The 14279-nt window shown below is 68.5% G+C and carries 15 protein-coding genes and 2 pseudogenes; 8 read left to right on the top strand and 9 right to left on the bottom strand.

Going from position 1 to position 14279, the window contains the following annotated elements; genetic code table 11:
• Positions 1-981 precede the first annotated feature (981 nt).
• Positions 982-1374, top strand: a pseudogene (locus tag ACWCQS_RS07140) (transposase); the annotation flags it as partial.
• An 11-nt stretch (positions 1375-1385) separates the two neighbouring features.
• Here the strand turns inward: ACWCQS_RS07140 and ACWCQS_RS07135 are convergent.
• Both ACWCQS_RS07135 and ACWCQS_RS07130 read right to left on the bottom strand, forming a co-directional pair.
• Positions 1386-1670, bottom strand: a pseudogene (locus tag ACWCQS_RS07135) (IS110 family transposase); the annotation flags it as partial.
• Positions 1671-2005: 335 nt separating this feature from the next.
• Positions 2006-2659, bottom strand: a complete 654-nt coding sequence (locus ACWCQS_RS07130; protein ID WP_451003485.1) for a class I SAM-dependent methyltransferase — start codon at positions 2657-2659, stop codon at positions 2006-2008.
• A 236-nt stretch (positions 2660-2895) separates the two neighbouring features.
• On the opposite strand from ACWCQS_RS07130, the gene ACWCQS_RS07125 reads away from it, so the two are divergent.
• Together ACWCQS_RS07125 and ACWCQS_RS07120 are read left to right on the top strand one after the other, a co-directional pair.
• Positions 2896-3090: a hypothetical protein gene (locus ACWCQS_RS07125; RefSeq protein WP_451003529.1), complete on the top strand. Its 195-nt coding sequence runs from the start codon at positions 2896-2898 to the stop codon at positions 3088-3090.
• Positions 3091-3658: 568 nt separating this feature from the next.
• Positions 3659-4375, top strand: coding sequence for a TMEM175 family protein (locus ACWCQS_RS07120; protein WP_451003484.1), 717 nt, complete (start codon positions 3659-3661; stop codon positions 4373-4375).
• 11 nt (positions 4376-4386) lie between these two features.
• Here ACWCQS_RS07120 and ACWCQS_RS07115 read toward each other — a convergent pair whose 3' ends face one another.
• Complete coding sequence (locus ACWCQS_RS07115; RefSeq protein ID WP_451003483.1) at positions 4387-4899, bottom strand: CGNR zinc finger domain-containing protein; 513 nt, start codon at positions 4897-4899, stop codon at positions 4387-4389.
• A 297-nt stretch (positions 4900-5196) separates the two neighbouring features.
• Here ACWCQS_RS07115 and ACWCQS_RS07110 point away from each other — a divergent pair, with 297 nt between their 5' ends.
• The 4 genes from ACWCQS_RS07110 to ACWCQS_RS07095 all read left to right on the top strand — a co-directional run bounded on the left by ACWCQS_RS07110 (position 5197) and on the right by ACWCQS_RS07095 (position 8108).
• Complete coding sequence (locus ACWCQS_RS07110) at positions 5197-5733, top strand: Na+/H+ antiporter NhaA (protein WP_451003482.1); 537 nt, start codon at positions 5197-5199, stop codon at positions 5731-5733.
• 239 nt (positions 5734-5972) lie between these two features.
• Entirely contained in the window at positions 5973-6842 is an 870-nt protein-coding gene (locus tag ACWCQS_RS07105) for an alpha/beta fold hydrolase (protein ID WP_451003481.1), read from the top strand.
• Between the two features lie 22 nt (positions 6843-6864).
• Positions 6865-7182 (top strand): ATP-binding protein, encoded by a 318-nt coding sequence (locus ACWCQS_RS07100; protein ID WP_451003480.1) that lies wholly within the window; start codon positions 6865-6867, stop codon positions 7180-7182.
• A 65-nt stretch (positions 7183-7247) separates the two neighbouring features.
• Positions 7248-8108, top strand: a complete 861-nt coding sequence (locus ACWCQS_RS07095; RefSeq protein WP_451003479.1) for a DUF427 domain-containing protein — start codon at positions 7248-7250, stop codon at positions 8106-8108.
• Between the two features lie 41 nt (positions 8109-8149).
• On the opposite strand, the gene ACWCQS_RS07090 is transcribed toward ACWCQS_RS07095, so the two are convergent.
• Both ACWCQS_RS07090 and ACWCQS_RS07085 read right to left on the bottom strand, forming a co-directional pair.
• Complete coding sequence (locus ACWCQS_RS07090) at positions 8150-8602, bottom strand: transposase (protein WP_451003478.1); 453 nt, start codon at positions 8600-8602, stop codon at positions 8150-8152.
• A 205-nt stretch (positions 8603-8807) separates the two neighbouring features.
• Positions 8808-8918 (bottom strand): transposase family protein, encoded by a 111-nt coding sequence (locus tag ACWCQS_RS07085; protein ID WP_451003528.1) that lies wholly within the window; start codon positions 8916-8918, stop codon positions 8808-8810.
• Positions 8919-9701: 783 nt separating this feature from the next.
• Here ACWCQS_RS07085 and ACWCQS_RS07080 point away from each other — a divergent pair.
• The gene (locus tag ACWCQS_RS07080; RefSeq protein ID WP_451003477.1) at positions 9702-9953 is read left to right on the top strand and encodes a hypothetical protein; all 252 of its coding nucleotides are present in this window, start codon (positions 9702-9704) and stop codon (positions 9951-9953) included.
• A gap of 69 nt (positions 9954-10022) precedes the next feature.
• Here the strand turns inward: ACWCQS_RS07080 and ACWCQS_RS07075 are convergent, their stop codons facing one another.
• Genes ACWCQS_RS07075 through sfnG form a run of 4 tightly spaced genes read right to left on the bottom strand, consistent with a single transcriptional unit; the run spans position 10023 to position 14181 of the window.
• On the bottom strand, positions 10023-11219 hold the full coding sequence (locus tag ACWCQS_RS07075) for an LLM class flavin-dependent oxidoreductase (protein ID WP_451003476.1): 1197 nt from the start codon (positions 11217-11219) through the stop codon (positions 10023-10025).
• A gap of 33 nt (positions 11220-11252) precedes the next feature.
• Positions 11253-12449 carry an SfnB family sulfur acquisition oxidoreductase gene (locus ACWCQS_RS07070; protein WP_451003475.1) on the bottom strand — a complete coding sequence of 399 codons (1197 nt, stop codon included), beginning with the start codon at positions 12447-12449 and terminating at the stop codon, positions 11253-11255.
• A complete protein-coding gene (gene ssuE, locus ACWCQS_RS07065; protein ID WP_451003474.1) occupies positions 12446-13003 on the bottom strand; it encodes an NADPH-dependent FMN reductase in 558 nt (185 codons plus the stop codon). Before ssuE ends, ACWCQS_RS07070 begins: the two co-directional genes overlap by 4 nt.
• 41 nt (positions 13004-13044) lie before the next feature.
• On the bottom strand, positions 13045-14181 hold the full coding sequence (sfnG, locus tag ACWCQS_RS07060) for a dimethylsulfone monooxygenase SfnG (protein WP_451003473.1): 1137 nt from the start codon (positions 14179-14181) through the stop codon (positions 13045-13047).
• Positions 14182-14279 lie beyond the last annotated feature (98 nt).

The raw sequence follows: 14279 nt of genomic DNA, 5'->3' as shown, positions 1-14279 counted from the left end.
TCGAGTTGGTTTCGCAACCCTCGTGCTGCACCGGAGGTCCTGCTTTCATGCGCCCACCCGGCCAAGATCCCCCGACCAGGGATCCCGTTCGATCAGAACGGTCCTCGTGATCATAGGGCAACGGCTTCTTAGGCAGCGCCTTCCATCTCACCACGCCTCCTCGCCGGCACCCGGATGCTCCACGAGTTGGGGAACGGCCGCACAGTCAGGCCTGCACTCAGTCTCTACTGGTTCCGCCACTCGCGTCGCGCGTTCGCCTGATCGCCCGCCTTCGGGCGCTCGATTCCGGTCATACGTCAGCAGACGGCTCGAAGTGCCCATCGACCTCACACACGATTTCCCGGGATCACATCCCTCTGGCGGCGTCCCTGCAGGCCACAGCCTGGGACGTCCCAAGACGTCTCAAACTGTTCACCGTCGGTAGAAACGTGCCCCTTCATCCAGCACGCTCGTGCTGACGCCAGGCGTCACACCCAGGAACCAGCCGAGAAGGAGAAACCTGTGCGACTACGCACTCGTATGATCCCGTTCGCGATGACTGCCGTGCTGATCGGGGCAGGCGCAGCCACTGTGGCACCTTCCGCTCATGCGGAGACCGCGGTTCCTGCGACGCCCCAGTGCAAGGTATGGGAGAAGAACACCACCAGGTTCTCCGGCTGGTGTAATGGCCGAGGGCCGGCCAGCTACCGCGCGACCATCACCTGCCGGCGAGGCGGCGAGCATCAGGGACAGTGGCGATGGCTCGGGGACCGCCGAGGCTCTACGGCATGGTGTGAGAAGAACGACCGGGTTGCCAGCAAGTGGCAGTTCAGGAGTGGTTGATCGTCCTGTGAAGCCTGGCCAACCGCGTTGTGAAGAGCGGCGCGGGACAACGCCACCACACCCTCCGGCTTGACACTACGAAGCCCTCGGCGACATCGCCCGCTGAGATCACGCCCCATAGTGCTCTCCGGCCACTGCGCGACAAGCCCACGGACAAGAATCTCCACGGCAGCCAACCGGCCGGAACCCCCCGCCCGGGCCGAGCGGGGGCACCCCGCTCGGCCCGGGCGGGCCTTACACCGCACCCACGGTGTCCGCTACTTCCACGGCTTCTACTCGATCGGTGACGACGCCCTGTGGGGCGTTAACCGCCGCAGGAAAGGAGCCTCGAACACGCTGGCCGCGCTCAAGTCGATCCGTGCCGCCCGGCCCGACGGCACGCCGATCAACGTGATCCTGGACAACCTGTCCGCCCACAAGGGCTGCGACATCCGCCCCTGGGCGAAGAAGAACAAGGTCGAGCTGTGCTTCACCCTGGACTACACCTCGTGGGCAAACCCGATCGAGGCGCACTTCGGACCGCTGCGGCGGTTCACCATCGCCCACTCCAACTGTCAAGCCGTTCCCCGGTAGGGGGCCGAGGCGCGGTGCACGGTCAGGCCGGTGATATAGACCACCGGCTGGTCGTGGCTGATCAGCAGTCCGATCAGCAAGGCGACTCCGCCGTCGTTGAGATCAACGGCCCACAGCACGTCGCTGCCGAGGGCCAGGACATCCCCGATCACTTCCAGCAAGGCCGTCTCGTCGTTCAGGACCCGGCGGGACAGCAGCCGTTCGCCCTCCGCGTTGATCACCACGCAGTGGTGATGTTCCTTGCCGATGTCCACTCCGGCCCATATCCGGGACACGGGCACCTCCGCGAGCTCGTCGCGCTCCTGCCGCCCAGCACACGACCTCGCCGACATCGCCGTACACAGCGATCGAGTCGCATCTCCCAATTGGCGGTCGAGTCGTCGCGGGGCTCCGGGCGGCCAAGCCTTTCCAGCCATCTCATGGCGAACCGCTGACAGCCATACCCAGAGCCCCTGGGTCCCGCTGATCTTACGAGTGACCAGTTCGAACCACGATCAAGAAAGTAGGGCATCCGCTGGGGCGGACGCCCCCCTCAACCTCGCGGCCTGACGGCCGCGCCGTGACCGTCGGCGATCTGACACGAGCGGCCTCGCCGCAGGAACGAGCCCCGTCAGGGCTTTTCGGGCTTGCGGGCCAGCAGGCAGGCGTGCGGTCTGTTCACGCGTCCGCCGGGCTCCTGCTCCAGCCTCGCGGTGACGACGAGTCCGGCCTGCTCCAGCAGGTCGACCATGCGGTCCAGGGGCAGGAGGTACGACTCGTAGGACACCGGATGGCCATAGCCGTGGGTCGGCTGCAGCCGCTCATTGCCGACATAGTCTCCCCAGAGCAGGAAGCCGCCGGGCGCGAGCGTGCGGTGGAACTCGGCGAACACCGCCGGCAGCCACTGCGGGGGTGTGTGGTGGGTGGAGTACCAGGCCAGGATGCCGCCGAGCTCGTCGTCCCTCGTTTCCAGTGCGGTCATCGAGCCCGCGGTGAACCGCAGGTTCGGATAGGCGTGCCGGGCCAGCCCGACCATCTTCGGTGACAGATCGACGCCGAAGGCGGGCACTCCCAGCCCGGCCAGGTGCGCCGTCACGCGTCCGGGGCCGCATCCCAGGTCCGCGACCGGCCCCAGACCGGCCGTCCGCACCAGTTCGGCGAACCCCGCCAGCATCGCGCGTGACAGCGGGTCCATCTCGGCTGGAGGCGGGACGCGTTCGACGTAATCGGCGGCGACCGTGTCGTACGAATCGCGGACGGCGGTCAGAAAGGAGGGCTCAGCCATGCGGGCGACCCTAGGCCAGAGAACTGACAGGCCGTGTCACGACCTTGAGTTGACCTGCGCGACATCCACCGCCGTAGACACTCGGCCATCACGCCACTCCGGTGGGTCACGGCTGCGGGCCGGGCTGTTGCCGGGGAACCCGCGCGGCCCTGGCGGAGGCCTCGCGCGCGGTCCAGGCGGGACGGTGTGTGGGGGAAGGGCTGGGTGGCAGTCTGCGGATCGCGTGCGCGGAGACGATGGCGGCCTGGCTGCTCGTTCTGGTGCTGCGGCGATGGTGCACGCGGTGGCCTGAGGTGCGGCTGGACCTCATGGAGTTCAGCAGCGCGGACCGCATGATCGAGCATCTGATGGCCGACGGCACGGACCTGTTCGTAGGCCCGAGCCGAAGGCTACGTCGGCGCGCGTCGAGGTGCTGGGACGCGAGGAAATAGTGGTCGTCACCTCGCCCGGACACTCGTTCGCGGACCGGGCGTCCGTCCGTCGCGGTGGAAGAGCTCGCCGGCGAGCCGTTTGTGCACTGCGACCCGGAGAACGGCATGGGTGTGTGGGTCGACGAGTTCGTCGCAGACCGGCAGACCGATGTGGCGGTCGTCCCGCGAACCCTCAGCCCGCGGACCGCCGCCCAACTGGCGGGGTCCTGTATGGGAGTGACCATCGTGCGGGTGTCCGCACTGGCGGGACGGCCCTCGGCGCGTGGTGCGCCGTCTGGAACCGCGGGTGCACCGCGACATCCTGGCCATCACCATGGTCCCTCCGACGTGCTGGTCCGCAGGTTCATCGCCGATCTGCGGCGGCGGGGGCTGCCCAAGGTGGACACCGAAGCGCGGGACCGACCGGTGGGTGGTCCATCCGCAGAGGAGTGAGTTCCGCCGCCAGTGTCTGTGCACCAGATGATCCTTACGCCTGCCGACCGCGAACCGGTGCCAACGGGACTGCACGGCCGAAACGCCGGCAGTGCTGGACTGCATTCCCCATCCCCGCTGCAGAAATGCCACCCGGTTGCTCGCGAAGCAGCGTCCGGTGCCAGAGGCTGGGACGATGACAGAGCCTGTTCAGGAGCCAGGAGAGTCAACACCGTTCGGGATGGAGCGCGATCCTGCCCGGGTGGTCGCGTTCAGCGACGCCGTCATGGCCATCGCCATCACGCTGCTCGTCCTGGAGATCCGCCCGCCGCACGACACCCGCCACCTGTTGCACGGCCTCGCCATGCTCTGGCCGTCCTACCTGGCCTACGCCGTCACCTTCATGCTCATCGGGCAGGTGTGGGCCAACCATCACATCATGTTCGACCACATCCGCAGGGCCGACCGGGTGGTGCTGTTCCTCAACACCGTGCTGCTTATGGACATCGCATTCCTGCCTTTCGCCGCCTCCGTACTGGCCGAAGCCTTCCGCGACGGGCACGGGCAGCGCACCGCCGTCGTCCTGCACGGCATCGCATTCGAATGCGCGGCCGCGCTGTTCAACGTCATCTGGTGGTACGCCCGTCGTGATCGCCGGCTACTCGCCGACACCATCGATTCGGCCGGCGTGACGGCCATCGGTCGGCGCTTCCAACTCGCCCTCGTCTGGCTTGCCACCGGAACCCTGCTCGGCGCCCTGCTTCCCGCACTCGGTGTGGGCGTGATCGCCGCCTTCGTTCTTTACTACTGGCTCCCCATCGCGGGGGAGATCGCCAAGGCGGAGCGTCGGCGTGGCCGCGGGGATCACACGTGACTGCCGGAGGGTCATCCGGCCGCGCCGTCGCGGGTGCGCTGGTAGTGGCGCCTTGCCTTCATCCGGTTGCCGCAGACGGCCATCGAACACCAACGGGCCTTGTTGGTCTTGCTGCGGTCGATGAGAAACAGCCGGCACTCTGGGTTGGCGCAGGGCCGCAGCCGACCTGGCATCGTCTCCTGCAGCGCGCCCCAGGCCAGGACGGCCTCCACGGCCATCCGGCGCTCCGCAGGAACGTCCAGTTCCCAGGACACCCCCGCAGACGAGAGGTGCGGGCGGGAGTTGACGCCCTTCAGGAGCGGGGCCAGCGCCGTGGCGGGTCGGCTGCCGCGCACCACGTCCTGCAGGGCATCGCGCGCCTGTAGGAGGCGTCGGCGCTCCTCTGCAGTGCCGCTGCCGCCGAGAGCCTGCTGCCAGGGCGTGGCCGCTTCCGGATCTGCCAGCTGGTCCCGGACCACCCCGTTGACCACAGGCGTGGTGTTGAGGAGCTCCAGGAGTACGTCCTGTTCTCGACCGGCCTTCATTGCCTCCTCCCAACCAACTTCGTTCGCTTGACAGGTTACACAAACGCAAATCCCTCTAACTAGAGAAATAATTTTGATCAGTTAGTTTCATCCCGCCTGAGGAGCCGCGCCAGCCGGACGGGCTGCAGCGGCGAAGGGAAGAACAGGGCCCGTGATCATGCGCGAGAACACCGCCGACGTCTCCGAGATACAGCAGCGCGAACGGTTGCGCCTGGCGGCGAAACCACCGATGAGGCGGTCGCCACACCAGTTGGCCACACCCCAGCCACACCCACGATATTTGCGACCGAACGCACCATGCCCCTGGTGTCTGGTGGAGCGGGCGGCGCCGCAGCCTTGAGGGCCGCCCTCCTGGCCGCCCCGATCCGGTCCAACGTATTTCCCGTCACCTACAGGGCAGCGCAGCAAGCGCGACTGAGCCTGGGACTGCGCAGCGCTGCGCAAGCGCCGCCGTCTCCTGTTGCCCATCGGAGGCGGGGCGTGACGATGGCCATCCCGGTCGGGATCTACCTCGCGGTCAACCACGTCGGTCCCACTGCCCACGGCTGGGTGTGGCCATGTCCACCTACAGGCGCCCTGGCGCTCGGCGTCTTCAGCGCCATGCCCCGCCGCCTGCCGGGCCGGGTCCGTACGTTCCCACTCACCCTGTTCACCGTCGAAGACCTGGTCGCTGCTGGTGATCGCCACCTCCTACAGTCACGACATCCGGCCGCCCCCGCTGGCCGTCGCTGGCTGCAGGCCGCCGGACCGCGGCCCGCGCGAGCACCAGGCCGGCGCCCGAGCATCTCAGTCCGGGCGGCCACGAGAGTCCACAGAGCCGAGGCGACCCCTTGATGCAGCGCCAGACAGACAGACAGACAGACAGGCATCGGCCGCCTGAGCGGGTACGGGGCGGTGCGCCTGCGCTGGCTGATGACCTTCCACGGGCGGAGGCTTAAGCCAGTCACGCCACCCGGGCCCAGCGACGTCCAGACCACAGTCGCCCTCTAACCGATTAAATGTCATTGACAGGTTAGACCGAGTATGCTCGACTGGGTGTGTAACCACTAAATCCCGATAGAGAGGTTAGAGATATGGTCTCTGCAGTTCACCACCGCACAGCCACCGTCAATGGTCTTGAGGTCTTCTACCGGGAGGCCGGCGACCCGCAGGGACCCGCCGTGGTTCTCCTCCACGGCTTCCCGACCAGCTCGCACATGTTCCGCCACCTGATCCCGGCCCTCGCCGACCGTTATCACGTGATCGCCCCCGACCACATCGGGTTCGGCCAGTCCGCGATGCCCGCCCTGCAGGACTTCCCCTACACCTTCGACGCCCTCACCGAGGTCACCTCCGCCCTGCTCCAGCAGCTGGGCGTCGACCGGTTCGCGATGTACGTGCAGGACTACGGCGCCCCCATCGGCTGGCGACTCGCCCTGCAAGCCCCGGACCGCATCACGGCGATCATCACCCAGAACGGCAACGCCTACGAGGAGGGCTTCGTCAAGCCTTTCTGGGACGGCGTCTTCGCCTACGCCAAGGCCCCGGGACCGGACGCCGAAGCCCCCATGCGGGGCGCCCTGACCCTGGAGGTCACCCGCTGGCAATACGTCAACGGAGTCGCCGACCCGACCCTGGTCAGCCCGGACAACTGGGTACACGACCAGGCGCTGCTGGACCGCCCCGGCAACGACGAGATCCAGCTCAAGCTCTTCCGCGACTACCCCACCAACGTGGACCTCTACCCGCAGGTCCACCAGTACTTCCGCGACTCCAAGGTCTCGCTGCTGGCGGTCTGGGGAGCGAACGACGAGATCTTCGGCCCCGCGGGCGCGGAGGCGTTCCGCCAGGACCTGCCCAATGCCGAGATCCACCTGCTCGAGTCGGGCCACTTCGCGCTGGAGAGCCACCTCGAGACCATCACCGAGCACATCCGCGACTTCCTCGCTCGAGTCCTCGCCTGACACGCAGGGCGTCGAGGCGGCTGTGGGCGGCCGCGGACCAGCCGGCAACGCCGTCCGGCACGGGAGTTCGGACGGCCGCACATACCTGGTCCGACTCATCCAGCACCCGTACTGCTTCCACGTCGAAGTCCACGACAGCGAAGTCCACGACAGCGCGCGCCACTCCCCCTTCCGCATCCCGCCCGCCTCGCCGAGCGCGGAGGCCGGGCGAGGCATGCGCATCGTCCAGGGGCTGTGCGACGACTGGGTAGTGCAGGCCCGCACCGGCCAGGGCAAGGCCGTCTGGACGTGCCTCCGCCGGCCCGAGGTCCACACCTCCCGCTGCTCCTGCACGCCCTGACCGCCCACAACCACAGCCCCCGGGGCGCGGCCACTCGCGCACCCTGCACTCGGAAGGAACCCGTCATGGGACTGTCCTGGCAGCAAGGCCCCCTCTCCGCGAGCGCCATCGGACGATTCCTCACCCCCGAACCCCTCCCCCAGCGCCTCCTGTTCGCCGAGCGGCTGCGCCGTCGCATGCGCGTGAAGTTCAACGGCACCTGGGTCGCCGACAGCGAGAACGTGATCCTGCTCCACGAGCCGGGCCGCTACCCCGTCGCCTACTTCCCTCGCGAAGACGTGGACGAACAGGCCCTGGTCGCCGGCGGCAAGGTCACCCACCACAAGGACCTCGGCGAGACCGCCTGGTACGCGGTGCACGCTGGAGAGCGCACCACCGAACGCGCCGCCTGGGAGTTCACCGCGCTACCCGCTCACGCCGCCGAGCTCCGGGGCCGTATCGCTTTCGCCTGGCGGGCGATGGACGCCTTCTACGAGGAGGACGAACGCGTCCTGGGACACGCCGCGGACCCGTACCACCGCATCGACATCCGCAACACCTCCCGCACCCTGGAAGTCCGCCTCGGCGACACCGTGATCGCCCGCTCCCAACATCCCGTCGTCCTCTACGAGTCCGGCTTCGCCCCGCGCTGGTACGTCCCGCGCGCCGACGTCGACGAGACCCGGCTGCGCCCGGTCGAAAGACAGACCTTCTGCCCCTACAAGGGCCTGTGCGACTACTACGACATCGGTGAGGCGCGCCGCGCCGCCTGGTCGTACCGCGACGCCTACCGGGAAGTGAAAAGGATCAACGACCTGGTGTCCTTCGAAGCGGACAAGGTCGAGGTCTACTTGGACGGCAGCCGGCTGCACCTCGAAGCCGGGCAGAACGTCATCTCCCACGGCGTCGACCGCGGCCTGGACATCGACGAGGTCAAGGTCCACTGACGACCACGAGCACGTGTCGGCATCCCCTCCTGGCATGGAGATCACATGGCTCCGGGATGGAGGAGCAGGACTTCCCTCTGCTGCGGATGTGGCTCCAGCAACCCCAAGTGGAGTTCCAAGGTGGGGTGCCGTGGCTGGGCCTGCTGCTGTTGTTCAGCGTATTTCCGCAGGCAGGCGCGGTGCTCATGGCAGACCCGTTCGACGGCGAGTGACAGGTTGCGCAGCAGGTGCCAGGAGTCAGCGACCTCAGTGGCGTCAGCAGCGCCTTCCTTGACTGCGCGGGTGAAGGCGCTGGCCCGGTCACGGCACACGACCTCGGCACCGGCATGGTCGTGGAGCCGAGCGGCCAGAGTCTCGGAACTCCGGTCTGGCAGACGTCGGCGAACTGGTGGGTTCGACCTCGACGAGAATGGTTCCGTAGCGACGGCCGGCGCGGAAGGCGAACTCGCCCACGCCGAGCACGCGTGGGGCCCGGCTCGGCACGGCCGGAGCATGCAGATGTCCGAGGAGCCGCATCCCGCCTGCTGGAACCGAGAGCTTCCGGCACAGCCGTGCCCTAGGCCGTCCGCTCATTTTGACCGCCACGGAACGAAGCACGAAGCGCAGGCCGGAGCTGGCCCGCTGGTAGGGCTCGCTCACACCGTCGATCTGCTCAACGAACGTCCTGCGTGGGCAGGTTGGGGCATCGCAGAAGAACCGTCACGCGGTCAGCCGAACCAACGCCGGCCTGCCGGCAATGGGACAGTCGTCCAGCTGACGACCGTAACGACTGTGGACCCGGCGGGATGCGACACCGCAGTCAGGACACATTCTGGACGAGCGTGTGCTGGACAGCTGGACCAGCGTCCCGTCCACGAGCGCCTCCATACACTCCACCCGTACACCGGTAGTCCCAGGAATCGACGCGCCCTCGGCTGATAAGCAGACATTCCCATGAGCAGGGCATTCCCGTTGGCGCAGCCGCCTGACCTTGGCATTCACGAGATCGCTGACAGGACCTGGAACCTCCCCACCCCCTGCTCAGGTGGCCTCAGAGTCGCTCAGTTTGATTTCCCAGGCCTACCCGTGCTGACCTGCGGTCTGGCTGCCTACCTCCGGCCACCGGCTTGGCGGCAACCGACGCAGTGGCGGTACCACGGCGAGCTGACCTGGTCACGGTCGCGTTCTGTGGGTCGATGCGTGAACTGCCGATGTCACTGGGCCCACATACCTTTCGGTCGACCGCCCGGCCGGGTGGCGACGGAGGGATGAGACATGGTGCCATTTCCAACTTCATGGTGAGCCATGCTGGAGCCGCTGGTGCCCTGTCGCGTTGAAGGAGAATCGGTGCCGCACTCGAAGTCACCACGGCCCTGACGGCTTCTCCGGAGCGCGTGTTCGATGCCTGTCTCAACGTGGAGGAGCACACCCGATCCATGTCGGCCTCCTCGGAGCAGGTCGTGGGAGGAAGGACCTCACGGCATGCTCGCGCTCGCACCTGCCCCGCACGATCATGCAGTGACGCCTGGCCGGCCCCCGCCTCCGCGGGCATGTCGATCTCCCCGTCTGGGCACATCACGTATGCACCCCGAACTCCCCCACGGAGAAAGCGTCATGGGCCTCGGAAACTGGATCACCAAGAGCCTCTGCACCGGGCACGACTGGTCCTCATGGCAGACATCGTCGGCAGAAGACGATCCCTACTGCAAGAAGGTCAGAACCTGCGCCAAATGCGGCGGCACCGAGCACCGTTCGGAGCACTCCCTGGGCGGGGTCGAGACGGTGCACCTCGGCAACAGCGACACCGGGTACTACATCCGGGACGGACGCAAGTGCCTCTACTGCCGGTACGCCGAGGAGCTCTAGGACGGGCCCCGCCCGGCAGCCACCTCGGCGGCGACGGCGACCGCCTCGGCTCGTCGGCGATCACATGGGTCATCGCGCGCTCCCGGCACCGGCGAAGGGGACCTGGGCGGTGGGGGCCACCTGCTGCCCGTACGGGTGCCGCCACAGACCCTGCGCCTGAAGCTTCGGCAGAACGCCCTCGCCGAACCAGTACGCCTCCTCCAGATGCGGATAGCCGGAGAAGATGAACTCCTCGACGCCCAGGGCCGCGTACTCCTTGATCCGCTCGGTGACCTCCTCGTGGCTGCCGACCAGAGCCGTGCCCGCTCCGCCGCGTACCAGCCCGATACCGGCCCACAGGTTGGGATGGATCTCCAGCCCGGTGGGGGTCCCCCCGCTCGAGCGAAGCCGAGAGTGGGGGAGGCTTCCGCCACCGTGCAGGGCGAGCATGCGCTGCTGCCCTTCGGACTCGCTGCGGGCGAGCCCGGCCTGCACCGACTTCACCGTCTCCGGATCGAAACCGTCCAGGAGCCGGTTCGCCTCCGCCCAAGCCTGCTCGGACGTATCGCGCGTGATGACGTGCAGCCGGATCCCGAACCGGATATTGCGGCCCTCCTTGGCGGCCAACCCCCGGATCCAGGCGATCTTCTCGGCGACGGCGGTGGGCGGCTCACCCCAGGTGAGGTAGACGTCGACATGCCTGGCGGCAACTTCTCCGGCGATCGGCGAGGAGCCCCCGAAGTACACCTCGGGCACCGGGTCGGGTACCCGGGCCAGCCTGGCGTCCTCGACCTGGAGGTGCTCGCCGGCGAGGTCGACGGTCTTGCCTTCCCACAGCCCCCGGACGATTTCCAGGAATTCGCCGGTACGGCGGTACCGCGCGTCCTTGTCGAGGAAGTCCCCGTAGGCCCGCTGCTCGTGGCTCTCGCCGCCGGTGACGACGTTGAGCAGGAGCCGTCCGCCAGTCTGCCTCTGGAAGGTGGAGGCCATCTGCGCCGCGAGCGTCGGCGAGACGAAGCCGGGGCGGAAGGCGACGAGGAACTTCAGACGCTCGGTGTTCTGGCTGACCATGGCGGTGGTCAGCCACGCGTCCTCGCACCACGCGCCGGTCGGCGTGAGAGCGCCGACGAAGCCGAGGTCCTCGGCGGCGCGGGCGATCTGGCTCAGGTAGGCGACCGTCGGTGGCCGGTCGCGCCCGGACTGCGTGGCGGGGGTGCCGTGGCCGCCGCCGACGACGTGGCGGCTGTCACCGTTGGTGGGCAGGAACCAGTGGAAGGTGAGGGACACGTGAGGGCTCCGATCGGTGTTCGTCAGCGTTCGTCACAGGAGGCCGTGCCGGGGCGGCCTGGTGCCGCCCAGCACGTAACGGCCGATGTGCTGGACCTTCCAGCGGGCAGGGTCGTGCAGGGTGTGGGTGCGCGCGTCGCGCCAATGGCGATGCAATCCCAGGGAGTCGAGCGCCGAGCGGGTGCCCGACACCTCGAAAAGGGCGCTGGCGACCTCCACGGCGGCCTCGGCCGCCGTCACTTTTGCGGTGGCCACCGCGATCGAGGCCTCGGCGGCAGAGTCGTCGGTCAGGTCGGCGCGGGCGTCGTCGACCGCGCGGGCGGCCTCGCGAAGCAACGCTTCGGCAGCCCTTTCTCTGATCGCCAGTTCGCCGAACCGCTGGATCAGCAGCGGATCCTCCGCGGCGGTCGCGTGCCCCTCGGCTGCGCTCTCGAACCAGGGGCGGCTCTTCGTACGGACGAACTCCACCGCCTCGGCCAGCGCCCCGGAGGCGATCCCGGCGTCGATGGCCGCGTGCAGCAACTGAGCTACCGCGCCGTGAAGTTGGGGGCCCTGGAAGGTGAGGTGGTGCGGCACGACGCGGTCGGCGGGCACGGGCACCGACTCCAGGCGGACGGTTCCGCTGGCGGTGGTGCGCTGTCCCATGCCGTCCCAGTCGTCCACGACCGTGAGGCCGGGCGCGTCGCGCGGGACGTACGCCACGTGCAGGGTGTCGTCCTCGGTGCGGGCGAGGACGGGGATCCAGTGGGCGAACAGCGCGCCGGTGGAGTAGTGCTTGACGCCGTCCAGGACGTACGACCCGTCCGGGAGCCGGGTGAGGCGGGTGCGGATGTCCTGGACGTGCTGGGTGCCCGCCTCGGACTGGGCGTTGCCGAACCGCTTGCCGGCCAGTACCTCGCCGAAGAAGAACTCCTGCTGCTCGTCGCTCCCGTGCCGGCGCAGCACGTTGACGTACACGAAGTGGCTCTGCGGAATCTGGGCCAGACTGGCGTCGGCGGCGGCCAGCAGTCGGAAGATCTCGGCGAGCGTGTCCGCATGGACGTCCGCGCCGCCGAACCGGGCGGGCACGGTCACGGCGAGCAGCCCGGAGGCGGACAGCCGCTCCAGCTCCGCGTGGGGGAGCCTGCGCCGCGCGTCCCGCTCGGCGGCGCCCTTGCGGAAGTCCGCGGCCAGCTCCGCGGCCACGGCGAGGGCCTCGGCGTCGTCCGCGATGACGTGCGCGGCGCTCATCCGGCGGCCGCCAGCAGCGTCGTACGGCCGCCCAGCGCGGCCGAGAACTGGTCCGTGACCTGCGCCAGAGCCTCGGCCGATCCCGGCGCGACTTTCAGCGTGCCGTCCTCGCCCACCGTGATGTCCTTGTCGAGCGTGAACCAGCCCGGCGTGATGTGCGCAGGGCCCATGGAGGCCAGCACCGGGCGCAGGGCGTAGTCGATGGCCAGGACGTGGGCGGTGGTGCCGCCGGTGGCCAGCGGGAGGACCGTCTTGCCCGCCAGGGCGTACTGCGGGAGCAGGTCGAGCAGGGACTTCAGCAGTCCGGAGTAGGCGGCCTTGTAGACGGGGGTTCCGATCACCACCCCGTCCGCCTGCTCGAACAGGGCGGTGGCCCGGACGATCGCCGGGTGACCGAAGTCGGCCCCGAGCAGCGCCTCGGCAGGCAGGGTACGAACGTCCAGCGCGATCACCTGGTGCCCCTGGGCGATGAGCCGCTCGTCCAGGTGGCGCAGCAGCCGAGCGGTGCGGGAGGTGGCGGAGGGGCTTCCGGAGACGGACAGGACAGTGGCCATGGGAGGACCTTTCGGTTCGTCGTTTCGTGTGCGTGCTGCGGTCAGGCGTGGGCGGCGGCGGGCTCGGACGCGGCTTCCTGTGCCTCCAGTTCGCGCACCAGGGGCAGCACCCTCTTGCCGAAGTACTCGACCTCCTCCAGGTAGTGCAGGAAGCCGAGGAGGAAGAGGTCGACGCCTAGCCGCTTGTAGGCGACGATCCGCTCGGCGATCTGCTCGGGGGTGCCGATCAGACCCGTGCGAAAGCCGTCGTTGTACTGGACGAGGTCCTCGAACGTGGAGTCCTGCCACATGCCCTTGCCGTCGCCAGTGGACGGACCGGCCTGCTGGACCGCGTCGCGGAAGCCGTGCACGGCCTGTGTGTCGGCCTTGGCGACGATCTCGCGGAGCGTCTCGCGGGCCTCGGCCTCGGTGTCGCGGGCGATGAGGAAGCCGTTGAGGCCGAACTTCGGTGCCGTGCGGCCCGCTTGGACGGCGGAGGAGCGGACGTCCTGGATCTGCTCGGTGACGCCGTCGAAGTCCTTGCCGTTGGAGAAGTACCAGTCGGAGACGCGGCCCGCCATGGCGCGCGCGGCGGTGGAGTTGCCGCCCTGGAAGATCTCCGGGTGCGGACGCTCGGGGGTGTTCAGCGGCTTGGGCTTGAGGGAGAAGTCACGCAACCGGTAGAAGTCACCGGCGAGCTCGGCGTGGTCCTCGGTCCAGATCTTCCGCAGGGCGCGAATGAACTCCTCTGAGCGCCGGTAGCGCTCGTCGTGCTCCAGCCAGGGCTCGCCCAGCGCGGTGAACTCGCCCTTGAACCAGCCGCTGACGACGTTGACGGCGAAGCGGCCGTTCGACAGGTGGTCGGCGGTGGCGCCGAGTTTGGCGAGGACGCCCGGGTGCCACAGGCCGGGGTGGACGGCGGCGATGACCTTCAGCCGCTGGGTGGCGAGCAGCAGGGCGAGGCTGAAGCTGGTGGACTCGTGCTGGTACTCGGCGCCGTAGCTGGCCATGTAGCGGACCTGGCTGAGCGCGTAGTCGAAGCCGTTGTTCTCGGCGAGGACGGCGAGTTCGCGGTTGTACTCGTACCCCCAGTCGGTGCGCTGCTCGATGGTGCTGGTGACCAGACCGCCACTGACGTTCGGCACCCAGTAGGCGAAGCGGACGGGATCGGATCCGGGGAACGCGGAGGATGCGGGCATGTGAACTCCTGGCAGGAGAATGCTGCGCGGGCAGGACGAATGAGCTCCGCGGAATTCAGGCACGCTGGAGCGGCGTTTCCGGGAAAGCCGTCGTCACG

The sequence above is a fragment of the Streptomyces sp. NPDC002076 genome, assembly GCF_053593835.1.
The sequence above is the reverse complement of the archived record's forward strand: the minus strand, read 5'-3'. Positions and strand labels throughout refer to the sequence as shown.